The organism is Brevundimonas vesicularis (assembly GCF_027105095.1).
Lineage (GTDB): Bacteria > Pseudomonadota > Alphaproteobacteria > Caulobacterales > Caulobacteraceae > Brevundimonas > Brevundimonas vesicularis_E.
This window is the reverse complement of sequence record NZ_CP114278.1, coordinates 665,543-690,254: the sequence shown is the minus strand read 5'-3', so window position 1 is coordinate 690,254 and position 24,712 is coordinate 665,543. Positions and strand designations below refer to the sequence as shown.

26 protein-coding genes and 1 tRNA gene are annotated in these 24,712 nt (G+C 66.3%); 17 read left to right on the top strand and 10 right to left on the bottom strand.

The genetic code is table 11. The annotated features are described in order from the left end of the window. Positions 1–60: 60 nt before the first annotated feature. Positions 61–1,008, top strand: coding sequence for an aspartyl protease family protein (locus tag O2K97_RS03345; RefSeq protein ID WP_269220442.1), 948 nt, complete (start codon positions 61–63; stop codon positions 1,006–1,008). On the opposite strand, the gene O2K97_RS03340 is transcribed toward O2K97_RS03345, so the two are convergent. After that, complete coding sequence (locus O2K97_RS03340; RefSeq protein ID WP_269220441.1) at positions 1,009–1,800, bottom strand: SDR family oxidoreductase; 792 nt, start codon at positions 1,798–1,800, stop codon at positions 1,009–1,011. Positions 1,801–1,935: 135 nt separating this feature from the next. Here O2K97_RS03340 and O2K97_RS03335 point away from each other — a divergent pair, with 135 nt between their 5' ends. Further along, complete coding sequence (locus O2K97_RS03335; protein WP_055754368.1) at positions 1,936–2,313, top strand: hypothetical protein; 378 nt, start codon at positions 1,936–1,938, stop codon at positions 2,311–2,313. A 900-nt stretch (positions 2,314–3,213) separates the two neighbouring features. Here the strand turns inward: O2K97_RS03335 and O2K97_RS03330 are convergent. Beyond that, positions 3,214–4,128 carry a DUF6538 domain-containing protein gene (locus tag O2K97_RS03330; RefSeq protein ID WP_269220440.1) on the bottom strand — a complete coding sequence of 305 codons (915 nt, stop codon included), beginning with the start codon at positions 4,126–4,128 and terminating at the stop codon, positions 3,214–3,216. A gap of 92 nt (positions 4,129–4,220) precedes the next feature. Next, positions 4,221–4,296: transfer RNA gene (locus O2K97_RS03325), tRNA-Ala, on the bottom strand. Positions 4,297–4,456: 160 nt separating this feature from the next. Between O2K97_RS03325 and O2K97_RS03320 the strand changes: the two genes are divergently transcribed. The 6 genes from O2K97_RS03320 to O2K97_RS03295 all read left to right on the top strand — a co-directional run bounded on the left by O2K97_RS03320 (position 4,457) and on the right by O2K97_RS03295 (position 10,501). After that, positions 4,457–4,762 carry a YggT family protein gene (locus O2K97_RS03320; protein WP_269220439.1) on the top strand — a complete coding sequence of 102 codons (306 nt, stop codon included), beginning with the start codon at positions 4,457–4,459 and terminating at the stop codon, positions 4,760–4,762. 104 nt (positions 4,763–4,866) lie between these two features. Continuing rightward, positions 4,867–5,748 (top strand): 3-hydroxybutyryl-CoA dehydrogenase, encoded by an 882-nt coding sequence (locus tag O2K97_RS03315; RefSeq protein ID WP_017504976.1) that lies wholly within the window; start codon positions 4,867–4,869, stop codon positions 5,746–5,748. Beyond that, positions 5,745–6,302 (top strand): phthalate transporter, encoded by a 558-nt coding sequence (locus tag O2K97_RS03310; RefSeq protein ID WP_269220438.1) that lies wholly within the window; start codon positions 5,745–5,747, stop codon positions 6,300–6,302. Before O2K97_RS03315 ends, O2K97_RS03310 begins: the two co-directional genes overlap by 4 nt. A gap of 58 nt (positions 6,303–6,360) precedes the next feature. Further along, on the top strand, positions 6,361–7,605 hold the full coding sequence (locus tag O2K97_RS03305) for a DUF418 domain-containing protein (protein ID WP_269220437.1): 1,245 nt from the start codon (positions 6,361–6,363) through the stop codon (positions 7,603–7,605). 41 nt (positions 7,606–7,646) lie between these two features. Continuing rightward, positions 7,647–9,530 carry a cobaltochelatase subunit CobT gene (gene cobT / locus O2K97_RS03300; protein ID WP_269220436.1) on the top strand — a complete coding sequence of 628 codons (1,884 nt, stop codon included), beginning with the start codon at positions 7,647–7,649 and terminating at the stop codon, positions 9,528–9,530. Continuing rightward, positions 9,527–10,501, top strand: a complete 975-nt coding sequence (locus O2K97_RS03295) for an esterase-like activity of phytase family protein (protein WP_269220435.1) — start codon at positions 9,527–9,529, stop codon at positions 10,499–10,501. Before cobT ends, O2K97_RS03295 begins: the two co-directional genes overlap by 4 nt. A 3-nt stretch (positions 10,502–10,504) precedes the next feature. Here O2K97_RS03295 and O2K97_RS03290 read toward each other — a convergent pair whose 3' ends face one another. From O2K97_RS03290 to otsB, 3 genes are read right to left on the bottom strand one after another with little or no spacing between them, the layout of a single operon-like run. After that, positions 10,505–11,917, bottom strand: coding sequence for an alpha,alpha-trehalose-phosphate synthase (UDP-forming) (locus O2K97_RS03290; RefSeq protein ID WP_269220434.1), 1,413 nt, complete (start codon positions 11,915–11,917; stop codon positions 10,505–10,507). A 42-nt stretch (positions 11,918–11,959) separates the two neighbouring features. Next, positions 11,960–13,744 carry a glycoside hydrolase family 15 protein gene (locus tag O2K97_RS03285; protein WP_066628012.1) on the bottom strand — a complete coding sequence of 595 codons (1,785 nt, stop codon included), beginning with the start codon at positions 13,742–13,744 and terminating at the stop codon, positions 11,960–11,962. Between the two features lie 4 nt (positions 13,745–13,748). Further along, on the bottom strand, positions 13,749–14,507 hold the full coding sequence (otsB, locus tag O2K97_RS03280; RefSeq protein ID WP_269220433.1) for a trehalose-phosphatase: 759 nt from the start codon (positions 14,505–14,507) through the stop codon (positions 13,749–13,751). A gap of 168 nt (positions 14,508–14,675) precedes the next feature. Here otsB and O2K97_RS03275 point away from each other — a divergent pair, with 168 nt between their 5' ends. The 8 genes from O2K97_RS03275 (at position 14,676) to fmt (ending at position 21,102) form a co-directional block, all read left to right on the top strand. Further along, complete coding sequence (locus O2K97_RS03275) at positions 14,676–15,668, top strand: KpsF/GutQ family sugar-phosphate isomerase (RefSeq protein ID WP_269220432.1); 993 nt, start codon at positions 14,676–14,678, stop codon at positions 15,666–15,668. A gap of 2 nt (positions 15,669–15,670) precedes the next feature. Further along, on the top strand, positions 15,671–16,954 hold the full coding sequence (locus O2K97_RS03270) for a glycosyltransferase family 4 protein (RefSeq protein ID WP_269220431.1): 1,284 nt from the start codon (positions 15,671–15,673) through the stop codon (positions 16,952–16,954). A gap of 30 nt (positions 16,955–16,984) precedes the next feature. After that, positions 16,985–18,154: a polysaccharide biosynthesis/export family protein gene (locus O2K97_RS03265; protein ID WP_269220430.1), complete on the top strand. Its 1,170-nt coding sequence runs from the start codon at positions 16,985–16,987 to the stop codon at positions 18,152–18,154. Between the two features lie 4 nt (positions 18,155–18,158). Next, positions 18,159–18,737, top strand: a complete 579-nt coding sequence (locus tag O2K97_RS03260; RefSeq protein WP_269220429.1) for a hypothetical protein — start codon at positions 18,159–18,161, stop codon at positions 18,735–18,737. 32 nt (positions 18,738–18,769) lie between these two features. Continuing rightward, complete coding sequence (locus O2K97_RS03255; RefSeq protein WP_269220428.1) at positions 18,770–19,171, top strand: acyl-CoA thioesterase; 402 nt, start codon at positions 18,770–18,772, stop codon at positions 19,169–19,171. Positions 19,172–19,228: 57 nt separating this feature from the next. After that, positions 19,229–19,804, top strand: a complete 576-nt coding sequence (def, locus tag O2K97_RS03250; RefSeq protein ID WP_269220427.1) for a peptide deformylase — start codon at positions 19,229–19,231, stop codon at positions 19,802–19,804. After that, the gene (locus tag O2K97_RS03245) at positions 19,804–20,082 is read left to right on the top strand and encodes a hypothetical protein (protein ID WP_082854149.1); all 279 of its coding nucleotides are present in this window, start codon (positions 19,804–19,806) and stop codon (positions 20,080–20,082) included. The genes def and O2K97_RS03245 overlap by 1 nt, the downstream gene beginning before the upstream one ends. 96 nt (positions 20,083–20,178) lie before the next feature. Beyond that, positions 20,179–21,102 (top strand): methionyl-tRNA formyltransferase, encoded by a 924-nt coding sequence (gene fmt, locus O2K97_RS03240; RefSeq protein ID WP_269220426.1) that lies wholly within the window; start codon positions 20,179–20,181, stop codon positions 21,100–21,102. Here the strand turns inward: fmt and O2K97_RS03235 are convergent. Continuing rightward, entirely contained in the window at positions 21,094–21,336 is a 243-nt protein-coding gene (locus O2K97_RS03235) for a hypothetical protein (RefSeq protein WP_269220425.1), read from the bottom strand. The genes fmt and O2K97_RS03235 overlap by 9 nt on opposite strands. 12 nt (positions 21,337–21,348) lie before the next feature. Here O2K97_RS03235 and truA point away from each other — a divergent pair, with 12 nt between their 5' ends. After that, positions 21,349–22,092, top strand: a complete 744-nt coding sequence (truA, locus tag O2K97_RS03230; protein ID WP_269220424.1) for a tRNA pseudouridine(38-40) synthase TruA — start codon at positions 21,349–21,351, stop codon at positions 22,090–22,092. Positions 22,093–22,101: 9 nt separating this feature from the next. Here the strand turns inward: truA and O2K97_RS03225 are convergent, their stop codons facing one another. The 3 genes from O2K97_RS03225 to fabB form a co-directional block, all read right to left on the bottom strand. Further along, positions 22,102–23,145 (bottom strand): aspartate-semialdehyde dehydrogenase, encoded by a 1,044-nt coding sequence (locus O2K97_RS03225; protein WP_269220423.1) that lies wholly within the window; start codon positions 23,143–23,145, stop codon positions 22,102–22,104. An 88-nt stretch (positions 23,146–23,233) separates the two neighbouring features. Continuing rightward, positions 23,234–23,425, bottom strand: coding sequence for a hypothetical protein (locus O2K97_RS03220; protein WP_269220422.1), 192 nt, complete (start codon positions 23,423–23,425; stop codon positions 23,234–23,236). Between the two features lie 57 nt (positions 23,426–23,482). Beyond that, complete coding sequence (gene fabB / locus O2K97_RS03215) at positions 23,483–24,700, bottom strand: beta-ketoacyl-ACP synthase I (protein WP_269220421.1); 1,218 nt, start codon at positions 24,698–24,700, stop codon at positions 23,483–23,485. Positions 24,701–24,712 lie beyond the last annotated feature (12 nt).

Below are 24,712 nucleotides of genomic sequence, written 5' to 3'. Positions count from 1 at the left end.
CCCTGGCGAAAGCCCGAGGAGGACAGGCGGGTGCGGCCAGCGGTTGGCGAAGGATCGAGCATGAGAGCGTCTCGGCGCGAGGCGCTGGGCCTGCTGGCGGCTGCGCCGTTTGTGTCCGCCGAGACCGTCGTCCCAGCAGACCCGCCCGATCAGGTCCGGCTCTTGCAAAACCTGTTGACGCGAATGGGCGTCGGCGTGCGTCTGAACGGAAGCGTCGAGCAGGTCTTCGTCATCGACACCGGCGCCGAGCGCAGCGCGGTCTCGGCCGAGCTGGCCCAGGCCCTGGCCCTGCCGCCCGGCCGCCCGGTCGTGGTGCACGGAATCACGGCGGCCGAGGTCACGCCGACCGTCGAACTGGCGCAGATCGAGATCGGGCGCCGACGCTTCACCGATCTGACCCTGCCGGTCTTTCCGCGCGACGCCTTGGGCGCGGACGGCCTGCTGGGGCTGGACCTGCTGTCGCGCTTTCGCCTGACGCTGGACGTAAACGCCCGCCAGGTCGCCCTGTCGCCGTCGGGCTCGACCAGCATCGCGTTGACGACCAGCCCCGACGCCACCCGACCCCAGCAACAGGACGTCCTGGTCGCCGGTCGTCGCGGTCGCTTTAATCAGCTGATCCTGACCCGGATCGAGGTCGCCGGCGTGGAGGTCGCGGCCTTCATCGACAGCGGCGCCCAATATTCGATCGGCAATCTGGCCCTGATGCAGGCGATCGACATCGGTCAGGCCGCCGCCCCGTCCGAGCCCGTGCGCATGGTCGGCATCGTCGGCGGCGCGGTGACGGCCCGCACAGGCACGACGCCCGCCCTGCACATCGCGGGACGATCTCTGGGGCCGACCCCGCTGCTGTTCGCCGACCTGCATGTGTTTCAGGTCATGGACCTGATCGACAAGCCGGCCCTGCTGCTGGGCGCCGATATCCTGAGCCGGTTCAGCCGCATCACTCTGGATTACGGGCGCAGCCGCGTGGCCTTCGGCGGCGTGCTGCGCCGTCGTGCGCCCGGCTGATCAGATCGCCTTGATCGCCCCGCCGTCCAGTCGGATCAGCGAGCCGGTGACATAGGCCGCCAGCGGACTGGCCAGGAAGGCGGCGGTGGCGCCGAACTCCTCGGTCGTGCCGATGCGGCCGACGGGGATGGATTTGACGGATTCGGCCCGCGCCTCTTGCGGCGTCGTGCCGGTGCGCTCGGCGGTCGCCTGGTCCAGCCTTTCAATCCGCGGCGTATCGATCCGCCCCGGCAGCAGGGTGTTGACCGTCACTCCGTCCGGTCCGACCTCATTTGCGAGGGTCTTGGCCCAGGCCGCGACCGAGGCTCGCAGGGTGTTGGACACGCCCAACGCCGCCGACGGTTCGACCACAGTGATCGAGGCGACGTTCAGGATTCGCCCCCAGCCAGCCGCCCGCATGGCCGGCAGCACCCGGTCCGTCAGGCGGAAGATCGACAGCACCATCGATTCGAAATGATCGCGCCACACCGCCGGCTCCAGCCCCGACACGCCCGACGGCGGCGGCCCCCCGGTGTTGTTCAGCAGGATTTCGATAGGCCCGCCCAACAGATCCTCTGCCCGATCCACCGCCCTCAGCAGCGCCTCATGATCCGCCAAGTCCGCCGCTGCCACGACTGCCTTGCCCGGCCCGGATGCGTTCAGCGCATCCGCCACGGCCTGAAGCTTGCCTTCATCGCGCGACAGCAGGGCGACGTGCGCGCCCTCCGCAACCAGGGCCGTCGCCACGGCGCGGCCAAGGCCGGATGAGCCGCCGCAGATCAGGGCGCGCTTGCCGTTCAGTTTCAGGTCCATGGTTTTCTCCGATCCTGTGTGGCCCCGATATCGGATGCGTGGGTCCCAAGCGCAACGCGGCGTTAACCGAGACGGCGCACCTTCTTTGTCGCGCGGCCGCCCAGACCGCCAGGACAGGCCGGGGAGGGCTCGCCCATGTCGACCAAGATGACGTCCAGCACCCGCCGCCACAGCGACCATTTCGAGCCGCAGGACACCGATCCGCACGAACAGCGCCGCCTGCGCGGGCAGCTGGAGCAGATCGACTACGCCGCCTACGTCGCCAACAAGGAGGTGATCGGGCACGCCCTGACCGGCGTGGACGCCGGCTCGCTGCAAAAGCTGGCGGTCATGACCGCCACGGCCCGCGCCAAATGGGTCGCGGAATCGCTGCGCCTCGCTCACTCCGGCTCGGCCGTCACGCCGGACCAGGTCGCCCGCCTGACCGCCGCCCGCACAGCCTACGACGAACTGGCCGAAGCCTATGAGGCGCTGCGCCGCGTCATCGAGCGGGGTTACGTCGCGCTGCGGTGACGCGAAGCGCATCCGATTTGAGAGCGAGCAAAACCTACCTGAGCCTTCAGGCCAAAGGTGAACGTCTGTGTTGCAGCCTAGGGCGGGCTAGGGACGCGAAAGTGAAGCCTCAATATCCGCGCGGCGGGATCGGCAGCCAACCTTGTTCATTCAGCCGAATCTCAACCCCACGTTCCTTTAGGTGCTCAATTAGGCGCGGGTGCTGTTCCGGCACCAATCCGTCCCAGTTCGACGATATGCAGATATCACAGGCAATGATGTCCCACGTTTTGATGGGTCGGCCGGCATAAACGTGGGGACCGAACCGGATAGTATCTATCGGGAGATGCGCAGGCCACCAACGTTTGCCAGATCGGCTCGAACGAACTCCTGACGCGTTCCAAGCCTGAGCTGCCGCCGAGCCTGACGTTCTTCTGTAAGCTTTCGTAGTCCGACAAAACGTCCGAAAGTTGTATGTGTGGCCAGAGCGCTAAGGTGCGACCTATGGCGAAGCTGCGCGTAGCTAAGCACGCGGCAACCTTAACTTGACTAAGCGGGCGGCCTGAAAGGATTGCTGCTTCCGCGATTGCAAGGCCTGACCAAGCTGCTTCGAATGACCCCAGGTCCGCACGGCGCATTGGCGCGTCTAGGACATCGAAGGCTCTTGGACTTAGGACATGGCACCAAGCGCTCAGCGGCGATAAATCGGAGCGGACCTGTGAAAATCGAACGTACAGCCGCCGATGCGCTCTTGGCTCCGCGATTATGGCTACCGGCTTGACGGGCCGGAACTCGTCCCGAGCTTCTTCATAAAGAAGACCGAAATGCCCCTCGGGAACGCGAGGTTGGCCATAGGCTAGCGGCCAGCGCTGTCCTGTTGGCCGCGATAAACCGGAAACTAAGTCATTCAACTCAGCCTCATCAACAACCGAGAATGATAGATCGCTCTCGAACATCACCAGATGTCTTTATCCTCAGGTGCGTATCCCTGTCCGCCGCAAAGCTAAGAAGAGGGCTTAGGCGAGAGAGCTTAACCTTAGCGTTAGCCGGAGAGGTTCCTCCCTCGTCAAGCTTGGCAAGGAACGAGCGAACGTCTGCTTTTGTGATGCGCTGTATAGGAAGCGCGCCACACCGCGCCACGAACCATTGGGCGACAGCAGTGTGGGCTCGCACAGACCTCGGTGTGGGCTGGCGTGCATTAGCCCACTGCTCCACCAGAGCAAGCAGGGAAAGCTCTGAAGTAGCGTGCGTTGCGAGCTTGGCTGGCGGTTTGGCTATCACAGCGGGAGAGCGGACTTCTTCTCGGACTTTCACGTCCGCTTGATCGGCGCGCCATTGTGCCGCTCTAACTGCGGCTTGGGCGTCTTCAATGATGTCTCGAAGAGCTTGCTCCTCTCTACTCAGACTGTCCCCCTCCACATTCAGCACGGCTAGAAGCTTCTGGCGCTCGAACGCTCTGCCCTCATACTCGATCTCTTCCTGAAGCTCTTGAGCGCTGTCCTCTGCCATTTTAGCGAGGGCGTATTCGACCTCCTCACCAGTGGTGGATTGAGGCGGCGACGGAAAACGAGCGCGCGCTTCCTCGATCTGTCTTAATTTTGCGAGGATGTGGGCGTTGGGGTCTTCGAAATGGTGTTGCCGAGCGGCAGCGAATTCCTGATCCAACGCGACCCAAGCGAGCGCGTGGAGGCGTTTGGCTTCCTCGCGGTCCTTCGTTCCAAGCGCCCGCACGATCTCCTTTCTGCCCTCGTAAGCAGGCAAAAGGTCTTTCGGAACTCGGCGTCTGAGGCTGTACGCGCCGCCTCGCCGGATCAGTCCTGTAGGCATGTCGGTCATTGCTCCGTGTGTAGCAGACACAGGGCGCTTCGGCATATCTAAGTGGCTGATTTCGCTACATTCATAAGCAGATCAAATGCTTATGTAACGCCTGGTGGAGCCGAGGGGAGTCGAACCCCTGACCTCGTCATTGCGAACGACGCGCTCTACCAACTGAGCTACGGCCCCGTTTCCAGCGTGGGATCGGGTTTCACAGGCGTGGCGGACATAGAAGGCGGGCGGGCGTGGTGTCAACGGGCTTGTGCGCGCAAAGCGCGCAGGTCGGATACGGCCGTTGTCGGAGCAGGGGCGAACAGGCTAGAAGCGCCCTCGCTGAATGGAGAATGAGATGGGCACTGCGCTTGCTTGGCTAATCGAAACGATCATCGGTCTGATGATCTGGTTCATCATCGCCCAAGCGATCCTGAGTTGGCTGGTGGCGTTCGACGTCGTCAACTATCGGAACCGCTTCGTCTATTCGGTCGGCACCTTCCTGGACCGGGTCACCGCGCCCCTGCTGGAGCCGTTCCGCCGCATCATTCCGAACCTGGGCGGCATCGATATCTCACCCATCGTGGTGATCTTGCTGCTGCAATTTATTCGGATTGCGTTTGTAGCAACAGCTAAGCCGGCTTTGATCCAGTTGCTAGGCTGAGGCGACACGGCGGGTGGAAATCTGATGCGAGAGGGTTGATCCGCTCTTGCGCCGCGCGCCGTCCTTTCTAAAGGTGCCCGCCCGACCACTTTCGACCACGGTTCATGACCTCGATCACCACAGTCGCCATTCTGGGCGCCGGACAGATGGGCGCAGGCATCGCGCAGGCGGTTGCGCTCGGGGGCTATTCGGTTCGCCTTTATGACGTCGTCGCCGACCGGCTGCCGCTGGCGCAGGGCGAGATCGCAGCCAGCCTGGCGCGCCATGTCGGACGCGGCCTGGTCGATCAGGCCGCCGCCGATGCGGCCCTGGCCCGCATCACGACAAGCGACGTGATGGCCGAGGCCGTCGCCGGCGCCGATCTGGTCATCGAGGCGGCGCTGGAAGACGAGGCCGTCAAGAAGGCCATCTATGCCGAGGTCGTGCCGCACCTGGGGCCGCAGACGCTGTTGGCGTCCAACACCTCTTCCATCTCGATCACCCGGCTGGCGTCTTCGACGGACCGGCCGGACCGGTTCGTCGGCCTGCACTTCATGAAGCCGGCGCCGGTGATGAAGCTGGTGGAGATCATCCGCGGCATCGCCACCTCGGCCGAGACCCATTCCGCCGCCGTCGCCTTCGCCGAAAGCCTGGGCAAGACCACCACGGACGCCGAGGATTTTCCCGCCTTCATCGTCAACCGCATCCTGGTGCCGATGATGAACGAGGCGATCTTCGCCCTGTATGAAGGCGTCGGCAACGTCGCCTCGATCGACAAGGCCCTGCGCCTGGGCGCCAATCATCCGATGGGCCCGCTGGAACTGGCCGACTTCATGGGTCTGGACGTCGTCCTGGCCATCATGAACGTGCTGTATGACGGCCTGGCCGACAGCAAATACCGCCCCTGCCCCCTGCTGGTGAAATATGTCGAGGCCGGCTGGCTGGGCAGAAAGAGCGGACGCGGCTTCTACGACTATTCCGGCGCTGCGCCGGCGCCGACGCGATGAGCCGGTTCGAGAGCTATTCCGACCTGCCCGGTCAGGCGACCATCGCCGCGCGGCCCGGGCGGACGCCTCGGATTCTGGCCTGTTTGGCCGGCGCGGCCTGGCCGCCCCTGTGGTTGACCCTGCCCTTCTGGCGGCCGCACGCCTATCTGCCGGGTCGCGACATGGACTGGCGGCTGGTGGTGATGCTGATCGGCCTGATCACCGTGCCGTTGGCCCTGTATCGCGTGCTGAACGAGCGCAAGCGCGACGGCCGGCCCGGCACGCGGCTGGGCGTCGTCTGGCGCTTCATGATGTACGGCGGCCTGGCGGCGGCCCTGGTTCAGATCGTCGTCGCCCTGGGCATGAGCGTGACGGGATGGTTCGAGGCTGGCGATGTGATGCAGGCCCTGGGCGCGACCGAGACAACCCTGCTGATCTTCGGTGTCGGCGGCCTGCCCATCGCCATGATCGTGGGCGTCAGCTACGCCCTTTGGGCCGGGCTGTGCGCCGCCTTCATCGCCTTCGAGGCGCGGCCGGCGGTCAAGGATCGACTGGGCTTGATGCCCAAAAGCTGAAATGCATGGGCTGACATTCAGGCCTGACGCCTGAGTTCGAGGGTTGGGGGATCCGAGAATGACCATGGACGACACGGACAAGGATGCGGCGGAGATCCTGTCGCCCGTCGCGGCGATCTCGCGCATCGCCAGCCTGGACGTCATGCGGGGGCTGGCGGTGCTGGGCATCCTGGCGGTCAATGTCGTTTCGTTCGGCCTGCCTGTCATGGTCTATCAGGACGCCAGCCTGAGCCCGTTCCCGGTCACCGGCGCCAACGCCGTGGCGCGCTGGACAATGGACGTCTTCTTCCACCAGAAGTTCATCACCCTGTTTTCGATGCTGTTCGGGGCCTCGATCTATCTGGTCGGGGGCGAGCGGGGCGATGCGGCGCGCGGTAAACTGCTGCGACGCCGCCTGTTCTGGCTGGCGGTCATCGCCCTGATCCACGGCCTGGCCTTCTGGTATGGCGACGTGCTGCTGCTCTACGCTTGGTCGGGCCTGTTTGTGATGCTCATGCGGTCGATGCGGGCCGGGACGCTGATCGGGATCGGCCTGGCGGTGACCCTGTTGCTGGGCGCAATGCAGGCGGGCGCGACCTGGCTGATGGTCGCCGGGCCGCCGGCGATCACCGAGGCGATGAACCAGGGCGGGCCGCATTACACCGCCGTCATGGTGACGGAGTCGATCGCCGCCTATCGCAGCGGCTGGGCCGGGGCGATGGGCCAGAATCTGCAGAACTGGCTGCTGCTGCAGGGCGCCAGCCTGACGATGTTCGTCTTCTCGACCGTGGCCCTGATGATGCTGGGACTGGGTCTGTTCAAGGCCGGCGTGTTCAGCGGCCGGGCGCCCAACGGGGTCTATGTCGCCTTGATCGGCGTCGGCGTCGCCGTGCTGGCCCTACTGGGCGTGCTGGAATGGCGCGAGGCGATGGCGCCGGGCGGAACCCACCCGACGCGCGGCCTGGCGGAGGTCGTCGCCTCCTTCCCCGTCTTCGTCACCCTGGCCTACGTCAGCCTGATCGTGCTGGCGACGACGCGAGGGGCGGCCTGGATCACGGCGGCGCTGCGGCCGGTGGGACAGATGGCCTTCACCAACTATCTGACCCAGACCCTGATCATGACCTCCATCTTCTACATGCCCTGGGGACCGCGCCTGTTCGGACGCGCCGACTATGTGCAGATGTGGGGCCTGGTCCTTGCGGTCTGGGCGTTGCAGCTGATCTGGTCGCCGCTGTGGTTGTCGCGGTTCAGCATGGGGCCGCTGGAGTGGGTTTGGCGCTGTCTGACCTACGGCCGTCGGGTGCCGATTTCAAAAGGCGGCTGACGGCGCTTTTATCGCAGGCGCGAAGCGATTAACTGAGGGCCATGGCCGCCCCGGATACTCCCGCCGAAACCTTCAAGCGCGCGCTGGGTCATGCCGCGCGGGCGCTGGCGGAGCAGCCCGAGCTGGAGGTGGTGTTCGGGTCCGACGGGCCCAAGCTGTCGAACGGCGTCCTGACCCTGCCCCATCCGCCGCGCGATCCGTCCGGGCCCGAGAGCGCGTCCCTGCGCGGCCAGGCCGACCGGCTGGCGCTGCGTCTGGCCAATCACGATGCGGCGGTGAACAGCCGGATGCGGCCGGCGGACGCCAAGGCGGCCGAGGTGTTCGACGCGGTCGAACAGGCGCGGGTCGAGGCGTTCGGGTCGGAACATCTGGCCGGGGTGCGCGACAATCTGGGCGCCGCCCTGATCACGCGGCTGGAAAAGACCGGCGCCCTGCGCATCAACGACGCCGACCGCGTGCCCGTGTCCGAGGCCGTGGCGCTTCTGGTGCGCGAGCGGCTGACCGGGCGCCCCGCCCCCGACGGCGCCCGGGCCATGCTGGATCTGGTCCGCGACAACATCGAAGCCAAGGCCGGGGCTAAGTTGGACGCCCTGGCCGGCACGGCGGGCGATCAGGAGGGCTTCGCGCTGAAGATGCGCGAGGTGCTGCGCGCGCTGGACCTCGACCCCGGCGACGGACGCGGCGAAGACACGTCCGAAAATCCCGGCGACGAGGAACCGGACCCCCAGGACCCTGCGGCCGACGACAATCAGGACGAGGAGGAAGAGCAGGACGGCGGCGAAGGCTCCCAGTCGATGGAGGGCGACGCCGACGATCAGTCTTCCGAGCAAGAGCGCGAAAGTCGCCCCGAAGGCGCGCCCGCCGATCCCGACGGCGAAGGCGCCGACGATGGCCCGGAGTTGCAGGAAGGTCAGCAGCCGAACCGTCAGCAGACGGCCGACGACGGCCGAACGGTCGATTTCTACCGCGTATTCACCACCGCCTTCGACGAGGTGGTGGACGCCGCCGACTTGTGCGACCCGGTCGAGCTGGACCGGCTGCGCGCCCTGCTGGACGGCCAGCTGGCCATCCTGTCCAGCGTCGTGTCGCGCCTGGCCAACAAGCTGCAACGCCGCCTGCTGGCCCAGCAGAACCGCTCCTGGGTGTTCGATCTGGAAGAGGGGATGCTGGACACGGCGCGGCTGACCCGGATCGTCACCGACCCGACCGCCCCCCTGTCGTTCAAGGCCGAGAGCGAAAGCCCGTTCCGCGATACGGTCGTGACCCTGCTGCTGGACAACTCCGGCTCGATGCGCGGGCGGCCGATCATGGTGGCGGCGGTCTGCGCCGACATCCTGGCGCGGACGCTGGAGCGGTGCGGCGTCAAGGTCGAAATCCTGGGCTTCACCACCCGCGCCTGGAAGGGCGGACAGAGCCGCGAAGCCTGGATCACCGCCGGCAAGCCGCAAAATCCAGGCCGCCTGAACGACCTGCGCCACATCATCTACAAGGCCGCCGACGCGCCATGGCGCCGGGCCAAGAAGAACCTGGGCCTGATGATGCGCGAAGGTCTGCTGAAGGAGAATATCGACGGCGAGGCCCTGCAATGGGCCCACGGCCGCCTGCTGGCCCGCACCGAACAGCGCCGCATCCTGATGGTCATTTCCGACGGTTCGCCGGTCGACGATTCGACCCAGTCGGCGAATGCGGCCCTCTATCTGGACAAGCACCTGCGCCAGGTGATCGCCGAGATCGAGGATCGCTCGCCGGTCGAACTGCTGGCGATTGGCATCGGCCACGACGTGACCCGCTGGTATCGCAAGGCCCTGACCATCGTCGATGTGGAACAGCTGGCGGGGGCCATGACCGAAAAGCTGGCCGAACTGTTCGAGAACGAGGGCGCGGCCGGTCCCACCCGTCGCACCAGGCGAAAGCTGGCGGCATGAGCCGTTTCGGTCGGCTGGCCAGTGTCTGGATCGCCCTGTCGCTGTCGGCCTGCGCCGCCTCGCTGGGCGCGCCGCGTCCCTATCCGTTATCGTCGGACGGCTGGACGCCCCAGGTCGCGGAACTGCGAAGCGTCAGCCTGGGCCTGCCAGGCGGGACGCAGTTGGCCGACGGCGTGACGTTCGCCGGCGGCCTGCAGATCAGCGCGGCCCCGACATCGCCGCTGCACAGCCTGTCGGACCTGAAGCTGACCGGCGACGGCGGTTTCGTCACGGTATCGGACACCGGCGATCTGGTGCGCGGCGACATTCGCCTGGACGCCCGGGGACGGCTGGTCGGCCTGGACCACTTCCGCTCGCGCCGGCTGACGCTTCAGGACGGTGCCGCGATTTCCGACAAGTCGGACGGCGACGCCGAGGGCCTGGCCATCACGCCCTCCGGCGATCTGCTCGTCAGTTTCGAGCGGCGTCACCGAATCTGGAACTACGGCCCATTGTCGGCGCTGAAGACCCAGCCGACGCCGGTGCGGTCGCCCGACTTCGCCTTCACGGAGAACGATGGGATGGAGGGTCTGGCGACGTCGCCCGGCGGCTGGCGCGTCTCTGCCGAGGCGGGCGGCGTCTGGGACTGCGCGGCGGCGAGATGCACGGTCGTCAGCGCGCCGCCTGCAACCCCCATCCCCGACAGCGAATACCGCATCACCGGTCTGGATCGCGATCCGTCCGGCGCCGGATGGTTCGTGGTCCAGCGCCTGTATCGGGTGCCCATCGACATGCGCGCGCGCGTGCGCCGCATGGCCCCCGACGGAACGCTGGGGCCGGTGTTGATCGAGCTGAAACTGCCGGGCACGACAGACAATTTCGAGGGGGTCGCCGCAGAGACGCGCAACGGCAGGACCCGCCTCTACATCCTGTCCGACGACAACTTCAATCCGGCCCAGCGCACCCTGATGCTGGCCTTCGACCTACGCTAGGCGTCAGGCCGCGCCGGCCCACTGCGTCGGTTGCGAGGTCGATTCATCGGCTTGCAGGGCGCGCACGAAATCATCGCGCCAGATGCCGACATCGGTGGCGCGCACCACATCCATCAGGGCTTCCCATTTTCGGATCCGCTCGGCCAGCGGCATGGTCAGCGCCTTCTGGATGGCGTCGGACAGCTCTTCGCGACTGTAGGGATTGACCAGCAGCGCCTCGCCCATCTGTTCGGCCGCCCCGGCGAAGCGCGACAAGATCAGAACGCCGGGATCGTCCGGGTTCTGGGCGCAGACATATTCCTTGGCCACCAGGTTCATGCCGTCACGCAGCGGCGTCACTAGACCGACCCGCGCCGCGCGATAGATGCCCGCCAGCTGATCCCGGCGATAGGTGCGGTTCAGATACCGGATCGGCTGCCAATCCATGTCGGCGAAGGCGCCGTTGATCCGTCCGGCCAGGGCGTCCAGCCGCGAACGAATGTCCTGATAGCTGTCCACGTCGTCGCGCGAGATCGGCGTGACCTGCAACAGGAAGACCTCGCCCCGCATCGAGGCGTTGTCGTGCAGGAACTGTTCGTAACCCAGCAGCCGCTCTTCCAGCCCCTTGGAATAGTCCAGCCGGTCCACCCCCACGATCATCGAGCGGAAGGCCGAAGACGCCGCCATTCGGTCATAGGTTCGCGCCCCCAGGGTGGAGTTCCGCGCCGCCAGGAAGCCGTCCACGTCGATGCCGATGGGGAAGACGCCGGTCTGGACCTTGCGCCCGAAACACTCCAGCCCGCCGACACCGTCCAGTTCGCCCTGGGCCTCTGACACCACATAGTCGGTGAACAGATCGCTCCATTCCTGGGTGTGGAAACCGATCAGGTCGAAGTCGAACATCGACTCCACCAGCCGCCGGTGATGCGGCAGGGTCACCAGCAACTGTCGCGCCGGCCAGGGCGTATGCAGGAAGAAGCCGATCCGGTTGCGCACGCCCAGTCGGCGCAGATCCCGCGCCATCGGGATCATGTGATAGTCGTGGATCCAGATCATGTCGTCCGGCTGGATCAACGGAGCCAGGGCTTCGGCGAAACGCCGGTTCACCCGCTCATAGCCCTCGCCGTAGGACCGCTCGTACTGGGCCAAGTCGATGCGGTGGTGGAACAGCGGCCACAGCGTCTTGTTGGCGTAGCCGTTGTAGTATTCGTCAACGTCCTGCCCCTCCAGATCGACAAGCCCTACGGTGACGCCGGCCCGGTCCTCGATCTTCACCTCGCCGGTGTACTGGTCCACCCGCTCGCCCGACCAACCGAACCACAGGCCGTCGTATTTTCTGAGGGCGGCGGACAGGGCCATGGCCAGGCCGCCGGCAGACCCGGCGGCGGGGTCGGTCGGGGCCGAAACCCGGTTCGAAACAACGATCAGGCGGCTCATGACTTCACTTCACTCAGCGACCCCAGCCCCGGGGTCCAGACATTAACGCACATCGGTCCAGGAACGGCTCAACAGCACGGCGCAATTGATGATGCCGACCAGGGAATAGGTCTGCGGATAGTTGCCCCACAGCTCGCCATCGTCGATCGAGATGTCCTCGCTCAACAACCCTGCAGCCGTCCGCCGGCTCAGCATCTCCTGGAAGATGGTGCGGGCTTCCTCGATGCGGCCGTTCTGGTGCAGGGCTTCGATGAACCAGAAGGTGCAGAAGTTGAAGGCGGTCTCCGGCTCGCCGAAGTCGTCCGGCTCCACATAGCGGAACAGGTGGCTGCCCTTCTTCAGATCGCGCTCGATGGCGTCGAAGGTGGCGACCTGACGCGGATCGTGCGCCTCCAGGAAGCCCAGGTCGGTCATCTGCAGCAGGGAGGCGTCCAGCTCGCGGCCGCCGAAGCTGGCGGCGAATCGACCCTCGTCGGGCAGATAGGCCTCGGCTTCGATCCGCTGACGGATGATCTGCGCGCGCTCACGCCAGAAGGCGGCCCGATCCGGCAGGTTCAGGTGGTCCGCCGCCTTGGCCAGACGATCGCAGGCGGCCCAGCACATGACGGACGAATAGGTGTGGACCCTCGCAATGGTGCGAAACTCCCACAGCCCCGCGTCGGTCTGATCGTGCATGGCGAAGGCTCGCTCGCCGATCGCCTCCAGCGCGTGGAAATCCTCCAGCGTGCCGGGACGCAGCAGCCGTGCGTCATAGAAGGCCTGAACCAGAGGCAGCACGATCTGTCCGTAGACGTCGTGTTGCAGATGTTCGTGCGCCTGATTGCCGATCCGCACCGGCTTCATGCCGCGGTAGCCCTCGACGCTGTCGATGATGCTCTCGCCGATTCCAGGCTCCAGACCCACGCCATAGACCGGCTGGACATGACCGCCGGCGGAATCGTCGACCAGATTCCTCAGATAGACGAGGTAGTTCTCGAGGATGTCGACCGCACCCAACCGGTTCAGCGCCCGCACCGTGTAATAGGCGTCGCGGATCCAGCAGTAGCGATAGTCCCAGTTGCGCCCGCTCTCCTTGAACTCAGGCACCGACGTCGTCATGGCGGCGACGATGGCGCCGGTCTCTTCATAGGCGCACAGCTTCAGCGTGATCGCCGCGCGGATCACAGCTTCCTGATAGTCGAGCGGCAGATAGAGTTTGCGCACCCAGTCCTGCCAATAGGCCACCGTGCGATCCAGCGCGCCCTGAACGCCGTGGCCGACATCCTGGTCGTAGCCCTCGTCCGGACCCAGGAAGAAGGCGTGCGACCGCTCCAGCCGGAACACGCGCTCCTCCAGCACATGCGACACGGGACAATCGGTCGTCAGGCGGAAGGTGACGTCGGCGCACATATAGCGGATGTGGTTGGATCCGGAGGTGTGCGGCGCCCGGCGCGCGCCCCAGTCCGTCGATGGCCGCAACCGCACACGGATGCGCGGCGTGCCCGACAGCGGCCGCACGATGCGGGCGAAAGCCAGCGGCCGATAGGTGCGCGAGTGCTTCGGATGACGCGGGGCGAAATCTATGATCTCGGCTGACGATCCGTCTTCGGCCGTCATCACCGTGCGCAGAACCGGCGTGTTGCGGACATAGGCCTGATCGATCGACTTCACGTCCTCCATCTCGATGGCCCAGAAGCCATGCTCGGGCGCCATGCCATCCATCAGGGCGGAAAACACCGGGTCGCCGTCCACCCGCGGCGCGCAGGCCCAGACGAAACGCCCCTGACGGTCGATCAGGGCGCTGACGCCGCAGTTGCCGATGGGAAACAGATCCAGATTGGGCTTCATCGGTTCAGGCCTTCGCTACGGCTTCAAGCCAGGTGAGCACAGCATCCACATCGTCCAGCCGGTAACGCGCCGCTGTTTCGCGCTCGGGGCCGACCAGTACGCCGTATCCGCCCAGCGCCGACGCAGCCTCGAACCCGTATTCGTCGGTCAGGTCGTCGCCCAGCATGACCGGGACCGCACCCTTGAACGGCGCCTCCTGCATAAAGGCCGTGACGGCCGTGCCCTTATCGGCGCCGGGCGTCTTCAGCTCCAGCACCATATGACCGGGTTGGAGCGTCAGTCCCGTTTCGGCCTGCAGCTCGGCGGCCAGTCCCTTGGCGGCGCCGGCTTCATCCGGCGCCTGACGATAGTGCAGACCGACGGAGACGCCCTTGTCCTCGACGATCACGCCGGGGCGATCGGCGGCAAATTCTTCGAACGCATCCAGCGCCTGGGCGACGCCGGCGTCGGGCGTCTTGCGTTCAATGGAGCCGTCCTTCAGACGCCGCTCCAGGCCATGCACGCCCGAGCCCGAGACAAGGGCATGATCGGAAATGCGGTCGATCTCGGCGAGGGTGCGGCCGCTGACGATGGCGACGCGGCCCGCAAGTCGCGTCTCGACAGCCTTCAGCGCCGCCGTACGACGCGCGGTCGGCACAACAGCGTCGGGCGTTGGGGCCATCGGCGCCAGCACGCCGTCCATGTCTAGGAACAGGGCGATCCCGTCGGCGACGACGGGCGGCGTCGGGAGCAATAGCGAGGCGGCTCCGGCATGAGACGGCATTGACGATCAAACTCTTTGTTTTAGTTCCCCGGTCGGCGTAACGCGCCAGAGCGGCAAAGGTTGACCAGAAACCGACAAAGTCGTCTGAAAGGGAGGCGGCGCGCGAAACGCACTCATGGCGCATCGCGCTCGTCAAAGAAGGAGAGCCCGGTTGCGGGCCAGGAAACAATGACCGAGATCGCTCACTCGTCCCCCGACGACATCGCCGTGATGACCGACCGCGCCCGCGAGGTCATGCGACTGAACATCGAAGCGCTGGAGGCTTTGGAACGCTCGATCGACGTTTCGCTGGCGCGCGCGGTCGATGTCATTATGAGCCGACCGGGCTATGTCGTCGTCACCGGCATGGGCAAGTCGGGCCATATCGGCGGCAAGATCGCCGCCACCCTGGCCTCCACCGGCACCAACGCCTTCTTCGTTCACCCCGCCGAAATGAGCCACGGCGATCTGGGGATGTTGCGTCCCGACGTGACGGTGCTGGCCATTTCCAATTCGGGCGAGAGTCGCGAGCTCCGTGATCCCCTGATCTATTGCCAGCGCAACGGCATCCCGGTGATCGCCATCACCCAGCGGCCGACCAGCTTCCTGGGCCGCAACGCGGCGGTCTGCCTGACCATGCCGAAGGTCGCCGAGGCCTGCCCCAACGGCTTGGCGCCCACCACCTCGACCCTGATGACCCTGGCCCTTGGCGACGCCTTGGCCATGGTGCTGATGGATCGTCGCAAGTTCACGGCCATGGACTTCGGCCTGCACCACCCCGGCGGCGCCCTGGGCATGAGCCTGCAGAGCGTGCGCGAATGGATGGGCGACAATGCTGCGGCACCTGCCAGCGTGCCGTTGAACGCCAGCTTCGGCGACGTGGTCTCGGCGATCACCGAAGGTCGAAAGGGCGCGGTGGCCGTGCTCGAAGCGGATGGCGCGCTCGCAGGCATCGTCACCGACGGCGACCTGCGCCGGGCCTTCCAGCGCGACACCACCCATCTGACAGCGGCCGATATCATGGGCGCCAACCCCATCACCGTGGATCCGGATGCGCGCATGAGCGACGTCGTCGATCTGTTGACCGCCAACAAGATCGCCAATCTGTTCGTGGTCGAGGACGGCAAACCCACGGCCATCGTCCATATCGCCGAACTGATGCAGGCGGGTTACGTCGCCTGATCATGCGTGTTCTTTACGACGCCAGCCGGCTGATGAGCCGCGCCGACCGCTCGGCGCCGACGGGTGTGGACCGGGTGTGTCTGGCCTATGCCGAATGGCTGTTGGCCTCGCCTGATGTCACGACCATCCCAGTGCGTGGCCGAAAGAACCGGCTGGTCGCCGTCGAGATCGGCTGGTTCCGGCGTTTCGTGGCCGACCTGCGCGCCAAGTGGAACGGCGCCGCCAGCACGGCCGCCGATCTCGCCCACGAACAGCGGCTGCTCGCCGCCCTGACCGCGGAACGCCGGCCGGCCGCCTCGGTGTTATCCGCACCTCCTGCCGCCGCTAAGGAAAAGCCCGCAGACAAGACGCGGGTATTCAAGCAGTTCTTCCGTTTGCGCCACGCCGCCCCGCTGCCGGCGGCGGACCTATATCTGACCGTCGGTCACACGACCCTGTATGAGCCGACGGCGCTCGAAGATCTGAAAGCCGCAGGGATCGAGCGCGTCGTGCTGCTGCACGATCTGATCCCCGTCACCCATCCTGAGTTCTGCCGACTCGGCGACGGCGACAAACACCATGCGCGAGTATCAAACACCCTGCGTCTGGCCAGCCGGATCATCGTCAACTCCGCCTACACCGGCGATGAACTCCGGACGTTCGCCGAGCGCGAAGGCCTGCCACTGCCGCCGGTCCACGTCGCGCACCTCGGGCTAGAGCCGGCCTTCGTCGCCGGCGACGCCATCACGGCGCTCCGCCCCTATTTCGTCCATGTCGGCACGATCGAGGCGCGCAAGAATCTGGCTCTGCTTCTGACAGCATGGCGACGACTGGAAGAACGGATGAGCGATCAGACGCCGTCCTTGGTGCTGATTGGCCGCTATGGCTGGGAGAACGAGGCGGTGCTGGACCACCTGCAGCGCTCGCCCAATCTGCAAGGGGTCGTTCACCAGGCCTCCAATCTGTCCGACGTCATGCTGGCGCGGTTGATGCGCGGCGCGCGCGCCGTGCTTGCCCCGTCGTCCGTCGAAGGCTTCGACCTTCCGGCTGTCGAGGCCTGCGCCATGGGTCTGTCGCTGATCGCCTCCGACATCCCGCCCCACCGCGAATTGACGCCAAACGCCGAACTGATCGATCCGCTCGATGGCCTGGGTTGGCTGACCGCCGTCGAGCGCGCGACCAAGGCGGCGCCGATACCGTCGCCCCCCTACCATGCCCCGTCCTGGTCTGAGCATTTCCGCACCGTCGCCGACGCCATCGGCCTTAAGCCCGTTTCGCCACTGGCGAGCGCGGTCAAAGGCTTGTAATCAATCCGCGAACAAAGGCTATCCAGCTTCATGACGCGCACCATTCTGCCGCTTGCCATTGTCGCCATTCTCGGCGGCTGCTCCACTCTGCCGCGCGACGGGCCGTCGGGCGCCTCTGTCAACGCCGGGGCCACGACCGCCTCGGCTCTGGGCAGCTATGCGCTGGTGCCGCTGACATTCGAAGCCACCGAGCGAATGAAGCAGGTTCCGCCGCAGTTCTTCGGCAGCTTGGCTGCAGGATCGAGCGACCAACCCGCTGACGTAATTGGCGAAGGCGACAGTCTGGCTATTTCGATCTTCGATCCCTCGGGGTCGCTGTTCGGCGGAGCCCTGGGATCAGGTTCGACATCGGGTTCGAAAGCCGCGACTTTGTCTGGCGGCAACCAGGCGCTGCCGGGAGCGACGGTCGATCGATCCGGCTCAGTGACCATTCCCTTCGGCGGGCAGGTTCGCGTTCAGGGTCTGACCTCCACCCAGGCGGCGGCGGCGATCCGGCGCGCACTGGTCGGCAAGGTCGCTAATCCGCAGGTTCTGGTGTCCATCGCCGACAACGCCTCCAACACGGTCAACGTCCTGGGCGACGTGCGCCAGCCCGGTCGTGCGCCGCTGGGCGTCAACAGCGACCGCATCCTGGACGTGATCGCGGCGGCGGGCGGCTCGGCCCGCTCAACTGACGACCTGACCATCTCGATCCAACGCGAGGGCCGCACGTACACCGCGCCCCTGTCGGCGGTGACGACCGAGTTCAGCGAGAACGTGCGTCTGCAGCGCGGCGACGTGGTCAATGTTCAGTACAAGCCCCGCCGTTTCTCGACCTTTGGCGGTCTGAACGCCGTCGCGCAGGTCGATATGCCGGCCGGTCCCGTGACCCTGACCGGCGCCCTGTCAAAGGTCGGCGGTCTCAACACCGCTACGGCCAATGCACGCCGCGTTCTGATCTTCCGCTTCGAACGTCCCGAGGTGGCCCAGGCGCTGGGCATCAACCAGCCCGCCACGCCGCGCGGCGTGCCGGTCGTCTACGAGCTGGACTTCAGCGACGCCGCCAATGTCTTCGCCGCCACCAACATGGAGGTCATGCCCGAGGACGTGATCTATGTGCCCCTGGCCGGCGCCGCCGAGATGCGCAAGTTCTTCGAGGTCGTTCAGAGCCTGACCCGCGTCATCTATGACGTGTCGGTGACCAGCACGCTCAACAACTGACGTCATGGCCAGACGGCGGACGCTGCTTTCGGGACTGTTTTCACGCAAGTCCCCGGCTGCGCCCGCCGAGGACACGACAAACCCGTTCGAGCGGCCGACCGAGCTTGAGCCGGAAGAACCCGACGCCCTGAGCCTGGCCTTGGCGGAAATCGAAGCCGGGGCGCTGGAAATCTACGCCCAGGCCGGCCTTCCCACTCAGCCGGGCCACTATCGCCGCGATCCCGACACGGCGGACTGGATTTTCATCGCCCGCCAGATCGAGCCGTCAGAACGCTTCGCCTTGGCCCTGCGCTATCCGCCCGAACAGGGCTGGCGCTTCGCCCGGCTGGAGGATTTGGGCGCGCGTTCGGGCCGTGAAGATGTTCAGGCCGCTTCGCGTCTCATGGCTGATGTCGCGACCTTGCGGGCGTCTCGACGCACCGTCCTCACCCAAGATCATCTGCTGACCGTCCTGGAGCTAGGCGCCGCTTGGCGCGCCTTGCGCGATGCGCAGGCTTTTCGCACTTCCCGTCTGACCCTGTCCGTCCCAGAGCCCGCACGTCCAAAGGCGCTCAAGGGCGACAAGCCGCCGAAGCCGCGCTAGAGAGCCCGCCTCCCCGAACTGCAGGCCCCTCCATGTCCGACGCCCCCGAACAGCCTCCCGAATTCCAGCCCGTCGGTCGGATCATCGCCATGCCCGCAGACACCAACCCCGAGGGCGACATCTTCGGCGGCTGGCTGCTGGCCCAGATGGACCTCGCGGGCGCGACCCCGGCGTTCGAACTGGCCTGCGGGCGCTGCGCCACCGTGGCCCTGGACGGCATGGTTTTTCACCAGCCCGTCTCGGTCGGCGACGAGGTCAGCATCTACGCCCATGTCATCGGCTCGGGCCGCACATCCATCCGCGTCCAGGTCGAGGCGTGGAAGCGAGCGCGGGGCCAGCCCCAGGCCGCGTCGGTGCGCGTGACCCAGGGCGTCTTCACCTATGTGGCCATCGACGAGAACCGCAAACCTCGCCCTCTGCCCGGCAAGGCGTAAAGCGCGGCAAGGGGCGCAAATCTTGACCTTGCGCCGGGGCGGGCCTACGTCCCGGCCATGGCCATTCGACGCATCCTCACCATCGACAACGCCGCCGACCTGGCGATCCTGAAGCAGGTATCCAAGCCCGTCGCGGCCGTGGACGACGCCGTCCGCGCCCTGATGGATGATATGCTGGACACGATGTACGACGCGCCGGGCATCGGCCTGGCCGCCGTGCAGATCGGCGCTCTGGACCGGGTGATCGTCATGGACCTGGGCGACAAGGACGGCGTGGTCTGCGAGACCGAGGAAGAGGCGGCCGAGAACGCCGAGGCGCGCAAGAACCCGCGTTTCTTCGCCAACCCGGAAATCCTGTGGACCTCGGACGAGCTCTACACCTACGAAGAGGGCTGCCTGTCGATCCCCGAGTATTTCGACAAGGTGGAACGCCCGGCCCGCGTCCGCATTCGCTATCTGAACCGTGACGGTCAGTCGGTGGAGGAAGAGGCCGAGGGTCTCTACGCCGTCTGCATTCAGCACGAGATGGACCACCTTAACGGCGTGCTCTTCATCGACCATCTGTCGCGTCTCAAGCGGGACCGCGCCGTGACCAAGGTCAAGAAGGCCGCCCGCGACAGGATCGCCGCCTGATGACCAAGATCGTCCGCCCCGAACGTATAGAACGCGCCGCACGTCGTATCGCGCCGTCCATCCCGCGCGGCCGCTCGCTGATCATCGACTCCTCGGGCCGTCGTCGCCTGACGCGCAGCCAGAAGGTCGGCGTCGCCGGCGTCGCCACCCTGGCCGGTGTGGCCTTGCTGGGCGTTGTCGCGGGCCTTCTGCTCGACCGTCTGCTCGATTTCGACGACGCCCTGGACGCGGGCGGCGAATGGGACGAGGGCGGCGGCGTCTTCACCCGCTGGCAGTAGGCGGCCTAAACCACTTTCCTGGAGAGCATGATTCACGCTCCGGCCTGAACCGCATTGCGGTTCCGTCCGAAACGATCATGCTCTAAAGGCGTGCCCATGCGCCTTGCCTTCATGGGAACTCCCGACTTCGCCGTGCCCTCCCTGGCCGAGCTGATCGCTTCGGGTCACGAGATCGTCGCCGTCTATTCGCAGCCGCCACGCCCCAAGGGCCGGGGCCAGAAGCTGACGCCGTCGCCCGTTCACGCCTTCGCCGAGACCATGGGCCTGCCGGTCTTCACGCCCGAAAGCCTGAAGGACGCCGAAGCGATCGACACCTTCAGAAGCCTGGATCTCGATGCGGCCTGCGTCGTCGCCTACGGCCAGATCCTGAAGACCGAGGTGCTGGAGGCGCCACGCCTGGGCTGCCTGAACCTGCATGGCTCGCTGTTGCCGCGCTGGCGCGGGGCCGCCCCGATCCAGCGGGCCATCATGGCTGGCGACAAACAGACCGGCGTCCAGATCATGCAGATGAGCCTGGGTCTTGACGAAGGCCCCATCGTGCTCAGCGAACTGATGGACATTCTGCCCGACGACACGGCCGCTAGCCTGTCCGAACGGATGGCCCATGTCGGCGCGGGCCTGTGGCCCCGCGCGCTGGCCGCCATCGACCGGGGCGGGGTCACGCCGTCCGAACAGGTCGGAGAGCCGACCTACGCCAAGAAGATAACCCCGGCCGAGGCTAGGATCGACTGGAGCCGCCCCGCCGCCGAGGTGGACGCCCACATCCGCGGCCTGTCGCCCTTCCCCGGCGCCTGGTTCGAGGCCCCGTCAGAGGCTGGCCGCGTGCGGATCAAGGTGCTGCTGTCGGCCTTGGCGGACGGATCGGGCGCGCCCGGAACCGTGCTGGACGACGCCCTGACGGTGGCCTGCGGCGACGGCGCCGTGCGTCTGATCCGCGTTCAGCGCGAAGGCAAGGCGGCGCAATCGGCCGACGAGATGCTACGCGGCTTTGCCCTGCCGGCCGGGACCAGCCTAAGCTGAGAGGTTGAACTCGCGACCCAGGATCTCCCAAAGCGCCTTTGCGCTTTCAGAAGTCAGTTGGAAAGTTTGGCTCTGGCTGTTCGCTTTCGCTCTATCTGCTGATCCAAGTGTATCGATCTGCAAGAACGAGCGCCCATCGCGCCTGAACACGCCATAGTGGCCCACAACGTGAGTTGGGTGCAGCTTAAGCTCCCGCTCTCGATCTAGCGGTTGAAACTGGTCGATGACGGCCATGTGGAGTCCTGAGTGCCTAGGTATAAACTTACTATCGAATACGACGGCACGGCCTACAACGGCTTCCAGGCGCAGGACGGCCAGCCGACAGTTCAGGGCGCGCTGGAGGCGGCCATTTACGCCTTCTCCGGCGAACGAATCCGCATCGCCGCCGCCGGCCGCACCGACACCGGGGTCCATGCGACGGCCCAGGTCGTCCATGCCGATTTGGAACGTGACTGGCCGGTCGATACGGTGCTGAACGCCATGAACGCGCATCTTGTGCGCCAGGACGTCTGCGTCCTGTCGGCTGAACACGCGCCTGATCCCGACTGGCACGCCCGCTTCTCCGCCACCGGCAGGGGCTATCTGTACCGCATCCTGAACCGCCGCCCCCAGCCGGTGCTGGAACGGGACCGGGTCTGGCACGTCAAGAAGACCCTGGACGCCGAGGCCATGCACCACGCGGCCCAGGTCTTGGTCGGCCATCACGACTTCACCACCTTCCGCGACGTCGGCTGTCAGTCCAAATCGCCGGTCAAATCGCTGGACGTGGCGCGCGTGTCCCGCTTCGGCGAAGAGGTACATCTGGTGTTCCAGGCCCGCAGCTTCCTGCACCGCCAGGTTCGGTCCATGGCCGGCACACTTGTCGAGGTGGGGCTGGGTCGCTGGAGCGCCCGCGACGTCAAGGCCGCGCTGGAGGCGAAGGACCGCGCGCGGTGCGGTCCCGTCGCCCCCTCGGCAGGGCTCTATCTCAGCGGCGTGCGCTACGACTGAATCCGCCAGTCAGCCGCGCTGCTGCACCAGCACCTCGGCGATCTGGACCGCGTTCAGGGCCGCGCCCTTCCTCAGATTGTCGTTCGAGACGAACAGCGCCAAGCCGTGCTCGACGGTCGGATCGGGGCGCACACGCCCGACGAAGACCGGGTCCTGACCCGATGCTTCCAGCGGATTCGGCACGGCCGTCACCACCACGCCGGGCGCCTGGGCCAGCAGGTTCAGCGCTTGAGCCGCCGACAGCGGGCGCTCGAACTCGACATTGATCGACAGCGAATGGCCGGTGAAGACCGGCACCCGCACGCAGGTGCCTGAGACCGGCAGGCCGGGGATTTCCAGGATCTTGCGGCTCTCGTCGCGCAGCTTCAGCTCCTCGTCGGTATAGCCGTCTTCGCCCAACGTGTAGTTCAGGGCCACGACGTTGGCGGCGATCGGCACGACCCACTTCTCGGGCGCGCCGAAGTCCACGGCCCCGCCGTCGCGGGCCAGGGCCGCACCCTGCCCCACGGCAGCGCGCGACTGGTCCTCCAGCACGCGAATGCCCTCGATCCCGCCGCCCGAGACGGCCTGATAGGTGGAGACCGTCAGACGCTTCAGCCCCGCCGCGTCGTGCAGGGGCTTCAGCACCGGCATGGCGGCCATGGTGGTGCAGTTGGGGTTGGCGATCATCCCCTTGGGCAGGTGCGCCAAGGCGTGGGGGTTCACCTCGGCGACTACCAGCGGCACTTCGGGGTCAGAGCGCCAAGCCGAAGAGTTGTCGATCACCACCGCCCCGGCGGCCGCCACCTTGGGCGCCAGGGCCTTGGACGTCTCGCCCCCCGCCGAGAAGAAGACGATGTCCAGACCGGCATAATCCGCCGTCGCCGCATCCTCGACCACGATGTCGTTGTCACCGAAGCGGATGGTCTTGCCCGCCGACCGGGCCGAGGCGAACAGGCGCAGCGAAGCCAGCGGGAAGTTCCGCTCGGCCAACAGGCCGCGCATCATCTCGCCGACGAGGCCGGTTGCGCCGACGATGCCCACATGGGGCGGATTGGACGGGGAAAAGGACATGAAGGCGTCTCCTGGGAAGGGTGGAGGCGCGGGGTTCAGCCGGATCGACCGCCCCGCGCATCGACGGGGCTTGGGATCGGGGTTGTCGCTAGACCGTGCGCGCACCCGAAACCGCCCCGCCGAAGCCGGTGGTTTTCAGGGTCATCGCTTTGGTCAGGCGCTGCGTCACGGCGACGCTCTCTAAGGGTGAGAACCGGTCGTGTAAACGGCCGATCACGGAAACATCGACGGCGCAAGCATGATCGCGGGCTTGCCTGCGCAACAAAGCCGTCGATTTCACTTCCGTCTCGTCATCCTCAGCCTTGCCCCTAGGATGACGGAGCCGAACGGTCTCGTATCAGACCTTCGACAGGATCAGCGTACCGTTGGTGCCGCCGAAGCCGAAGCTGTTGGACATGACGTGGGTCAGTTCGCCGTCGTGGCGCTGGCGCAGGATCGGCATGCCTTCGAACGCCGGATCGAGATTTTCGATATGGGCGCTTTCGGCGGCGAAGCCGTTCTTCATCATCAGCAGGCAGTAGATGGCCTCTTGGGCGCCGGCTGCGCCGAGCGAGTGGCCGGTGAGCGACTTGGTCGACGAGATCATCGGCATCTGGTCGCCGAAGACGGCGCGCACGGCCTCCATCTCCTTGGCGTCGCCCACGGGCGTCGAGGTGCCGTGTGGATTCAGGTAGTCGATCGTCGGATTGCCGGCCTGTTCCAGCGCGATCTTCATGCAGCGCTGGGCGCCCTCGCCCGAGGGGGCGACCATGTCGTAGCCGTCGGCGTTGGCGCCATAGCCGGTGACTTCGGCATAGATGGTCGCGCCGCGCGCCTTGGCCCGCTCGTATTCTTCCAGCACCACGATGCCCGCGCCGCCGGCGATGACGAAGCCGTCGCGGTTGGCGTCATAGGCGCGGCTGGCGACCGACGGATTGTCGTTAAAGTCCGACGACATGGCGCCCATGGCGTCGAACATGTTGGACATGGACCAGTCGATGTCCTCGCAGCCGCCGGCGAAGACCACGTCCTGCTTGCCCCACTGGATCTGTTCGACACCGGCGCCGATGCAGTGGGCCGACGTCGCGCAGGCCGAGCTGATCGAATAGTTGATGCCGCGCATCTGGAACCAGGTCGACAGCACCGCCGACGGGCCCGACGCCATCGCCTTGGGCACCGCGAACGGGCCGATGCGCTTGGGCGCGCCCTTTTCGACCGTGATCGCGGCCGCCTGCAGGATCACCTGAGTCGAAGGGCCGCCCTCGCCGACGATCAGGCCGATCCGGTCATCCTTGATCTCATCCGCCGTCATGCCCGACGACTTCAGAGCCTCTTCGAAGGCGATGTGGCCCCAGGCGGTGCCGTTGGCCAGGAAGCGCGCGGCGCGACGGTCGACCAGTTCTTCCCACGGACCGATCTTGGGCGGCGCCCAGACCTGGCTGCGGAAGCCGTATTTGGCGTGGTCGGGGGCATGAACGACGCCCGAACGGGCTTCGCGCAGGGACTGGGTGACCTCCTCGGCGCCGTGGCCGATGGAAGAGACGATGCCCAGGCCGGTGACGACGACACGACGCATGGTGTTTCCTTC

Coding starts and splice junctions, on each gene's coding strand:
- O2K97_RS03245 (WP_082854149.1), top strand. CDS start 19,804: ATGACCAAGATCGTCCGCCCCGAACGTATAGAACGCGCCGCACGTCGT.
- O2K97_RS03255 (WP_269220428.1), top strand. CDS start 18,770: ATGTCCGACGCCCCCGAACAGCCTCCCGAATTCCAGCCCGTCGGTCGG.
- O2K97_RS03270 (WP_269220431.1), top strand. CDS start 15,671: ATGCGTGTTCTTTACGACGCCAGCCGGCTGATGAGCCGCGCCGACCGC.
- O2K97_RS03330 (WP_269220440.1), bottom strand. CDS start 4,128: ATGACCGACATGCCTACAGGACTGATCCGGCGAGGCGGCGCGTACAGC.
- O2K97_RS03315 (WP_017504976.1), top strand. CDS start 4,867: ATGACCTCGATCACCACAGTCGCCATTCTGGGCGCCGGACAGATGGGC.
- O2K97_RS03345 (WP_269220442.1), top strand. CDS start 61: ATGAGAGCGTCTCGGCGCGAGGCGCTGGGCCTGCTGGCGGCTGCGCCG.
- cobT (WP_269220436.1), top strand. CDS start 7,647: ATGGCCGCCCCGGATACTCCCGCCGAAACCTTCAAGCGCGCGCTGGGT.
- fabB (WP_269220421.1), bottom strand. CDS start 24,700: ATGCGTCGTGTCGTCGTCACCGGCCTGGGCATCGTCTCTTCCATCGGC.
- otsB (WP_269220433.1), bottom strand. CDS start 14,507: ATGCCGTCTCATGCCGGAGCCGCCTCGCTATTGCTCCCGACGCCGCCC.
- O2K97_RS03265 (WP_269220430.1), top strand. CDS start 16,985: ATGACGCGCACCATTCTGCCGCTTGCCATTGTCGCCATTCTCGGCGGC.
- O2K97_RS03320 (WP_269220439.1), top strand. CDS start 4,457: ATGGGCACTGCGCTTGCTTGGCTAATCGAAACGATCATCGGTCTGATG.
- O2K97_RS03305 (WP_269220437.1), top strand. CDS start 6,361: ATGACCATGGACGACACGGACAAGGATGCGGCGGAGATCCTGTCGCCC.
- def (WP_269220427.1), top strand. CDS start 19,229: ATGGCCATTCGACGCATCCTCACCATCGACAACGCCGCCGACCTGGCG.
- O2K97_RS03235 (WP_269220425.1), bottom strand. CDS start 21,336: ATGGCCGTCATCGACCAGTTTCAACCGCTAGATCGAGAGCGGGAGCTT.
- O2K97_RS03225 (WP_269220423.1), bottom strand. CDS start 23,145: ATGTCCTTTTCCCCGTCCAATCCGCCCCATGTGGGCATCGTCGGCGCA.
- O2K97_RS03335 (WP_055754368.1), top strand. CDS start 1,936: ATGTCGACCAAGATGACGTCCAGCACCCGCCGCCACAGCGACCATTTC.
- O2K97_RS03290 (WP_269220434.1), bottom strand. CDS start 11,917: ATGAGCCGCCTGATCGTTGTTTCGAACCGGGTTTCGGCCCCGACCGAC.
- fmt (WP_269220426.1), top strand. CDS start 20,179: ATGCGCCTTGCCTTCATGGGAACTCCCGACTTCGCCGTGCCCTCCCTG.
- O2K97_RS03295 (WP_269220435.1), top strand. CDS start 9,527: ATGAGCCGTTTCGGTCGGCTGGCCAGTGTCTGGATCGCCCTGTCGCTG.
- O2K97_RS03285 (WP_066628012.1), bottom strand. CDS start 13,744: ATGAAGCCCAATCTGGATCTGTTTCCCATCGGCAACTGCGGCGTCAGC.
- O2K97_RS03275 (WP_269220432.1), top strand. CDS start 14,676: ATGACCGAGATCGCTCACTCGTCCCCCGACGACATCGCCGTGATGACC.
- O2K97_RS03310 (WP_269220438.1), top strand. CDS start 5,745: ATGAGCCGGTTCGAGAGCTATTCCGACCTGCCCGGTCAGGCGACCATC.
- O2K97_RS03340 (WP_269220441.1), bottom strand. CDS start 1,800: ATGGACCTGAAACTGAACGGCAAGCGCGCCCTGATCTGCGGCGGCTCA.
- O2K97_RS03260 (WP_269220429.1), top strand. CDS start 18,159: ATGGCCAGACGGCGGACGCTGCTTTCGGGACTGTTTTCACGCAAGTCC.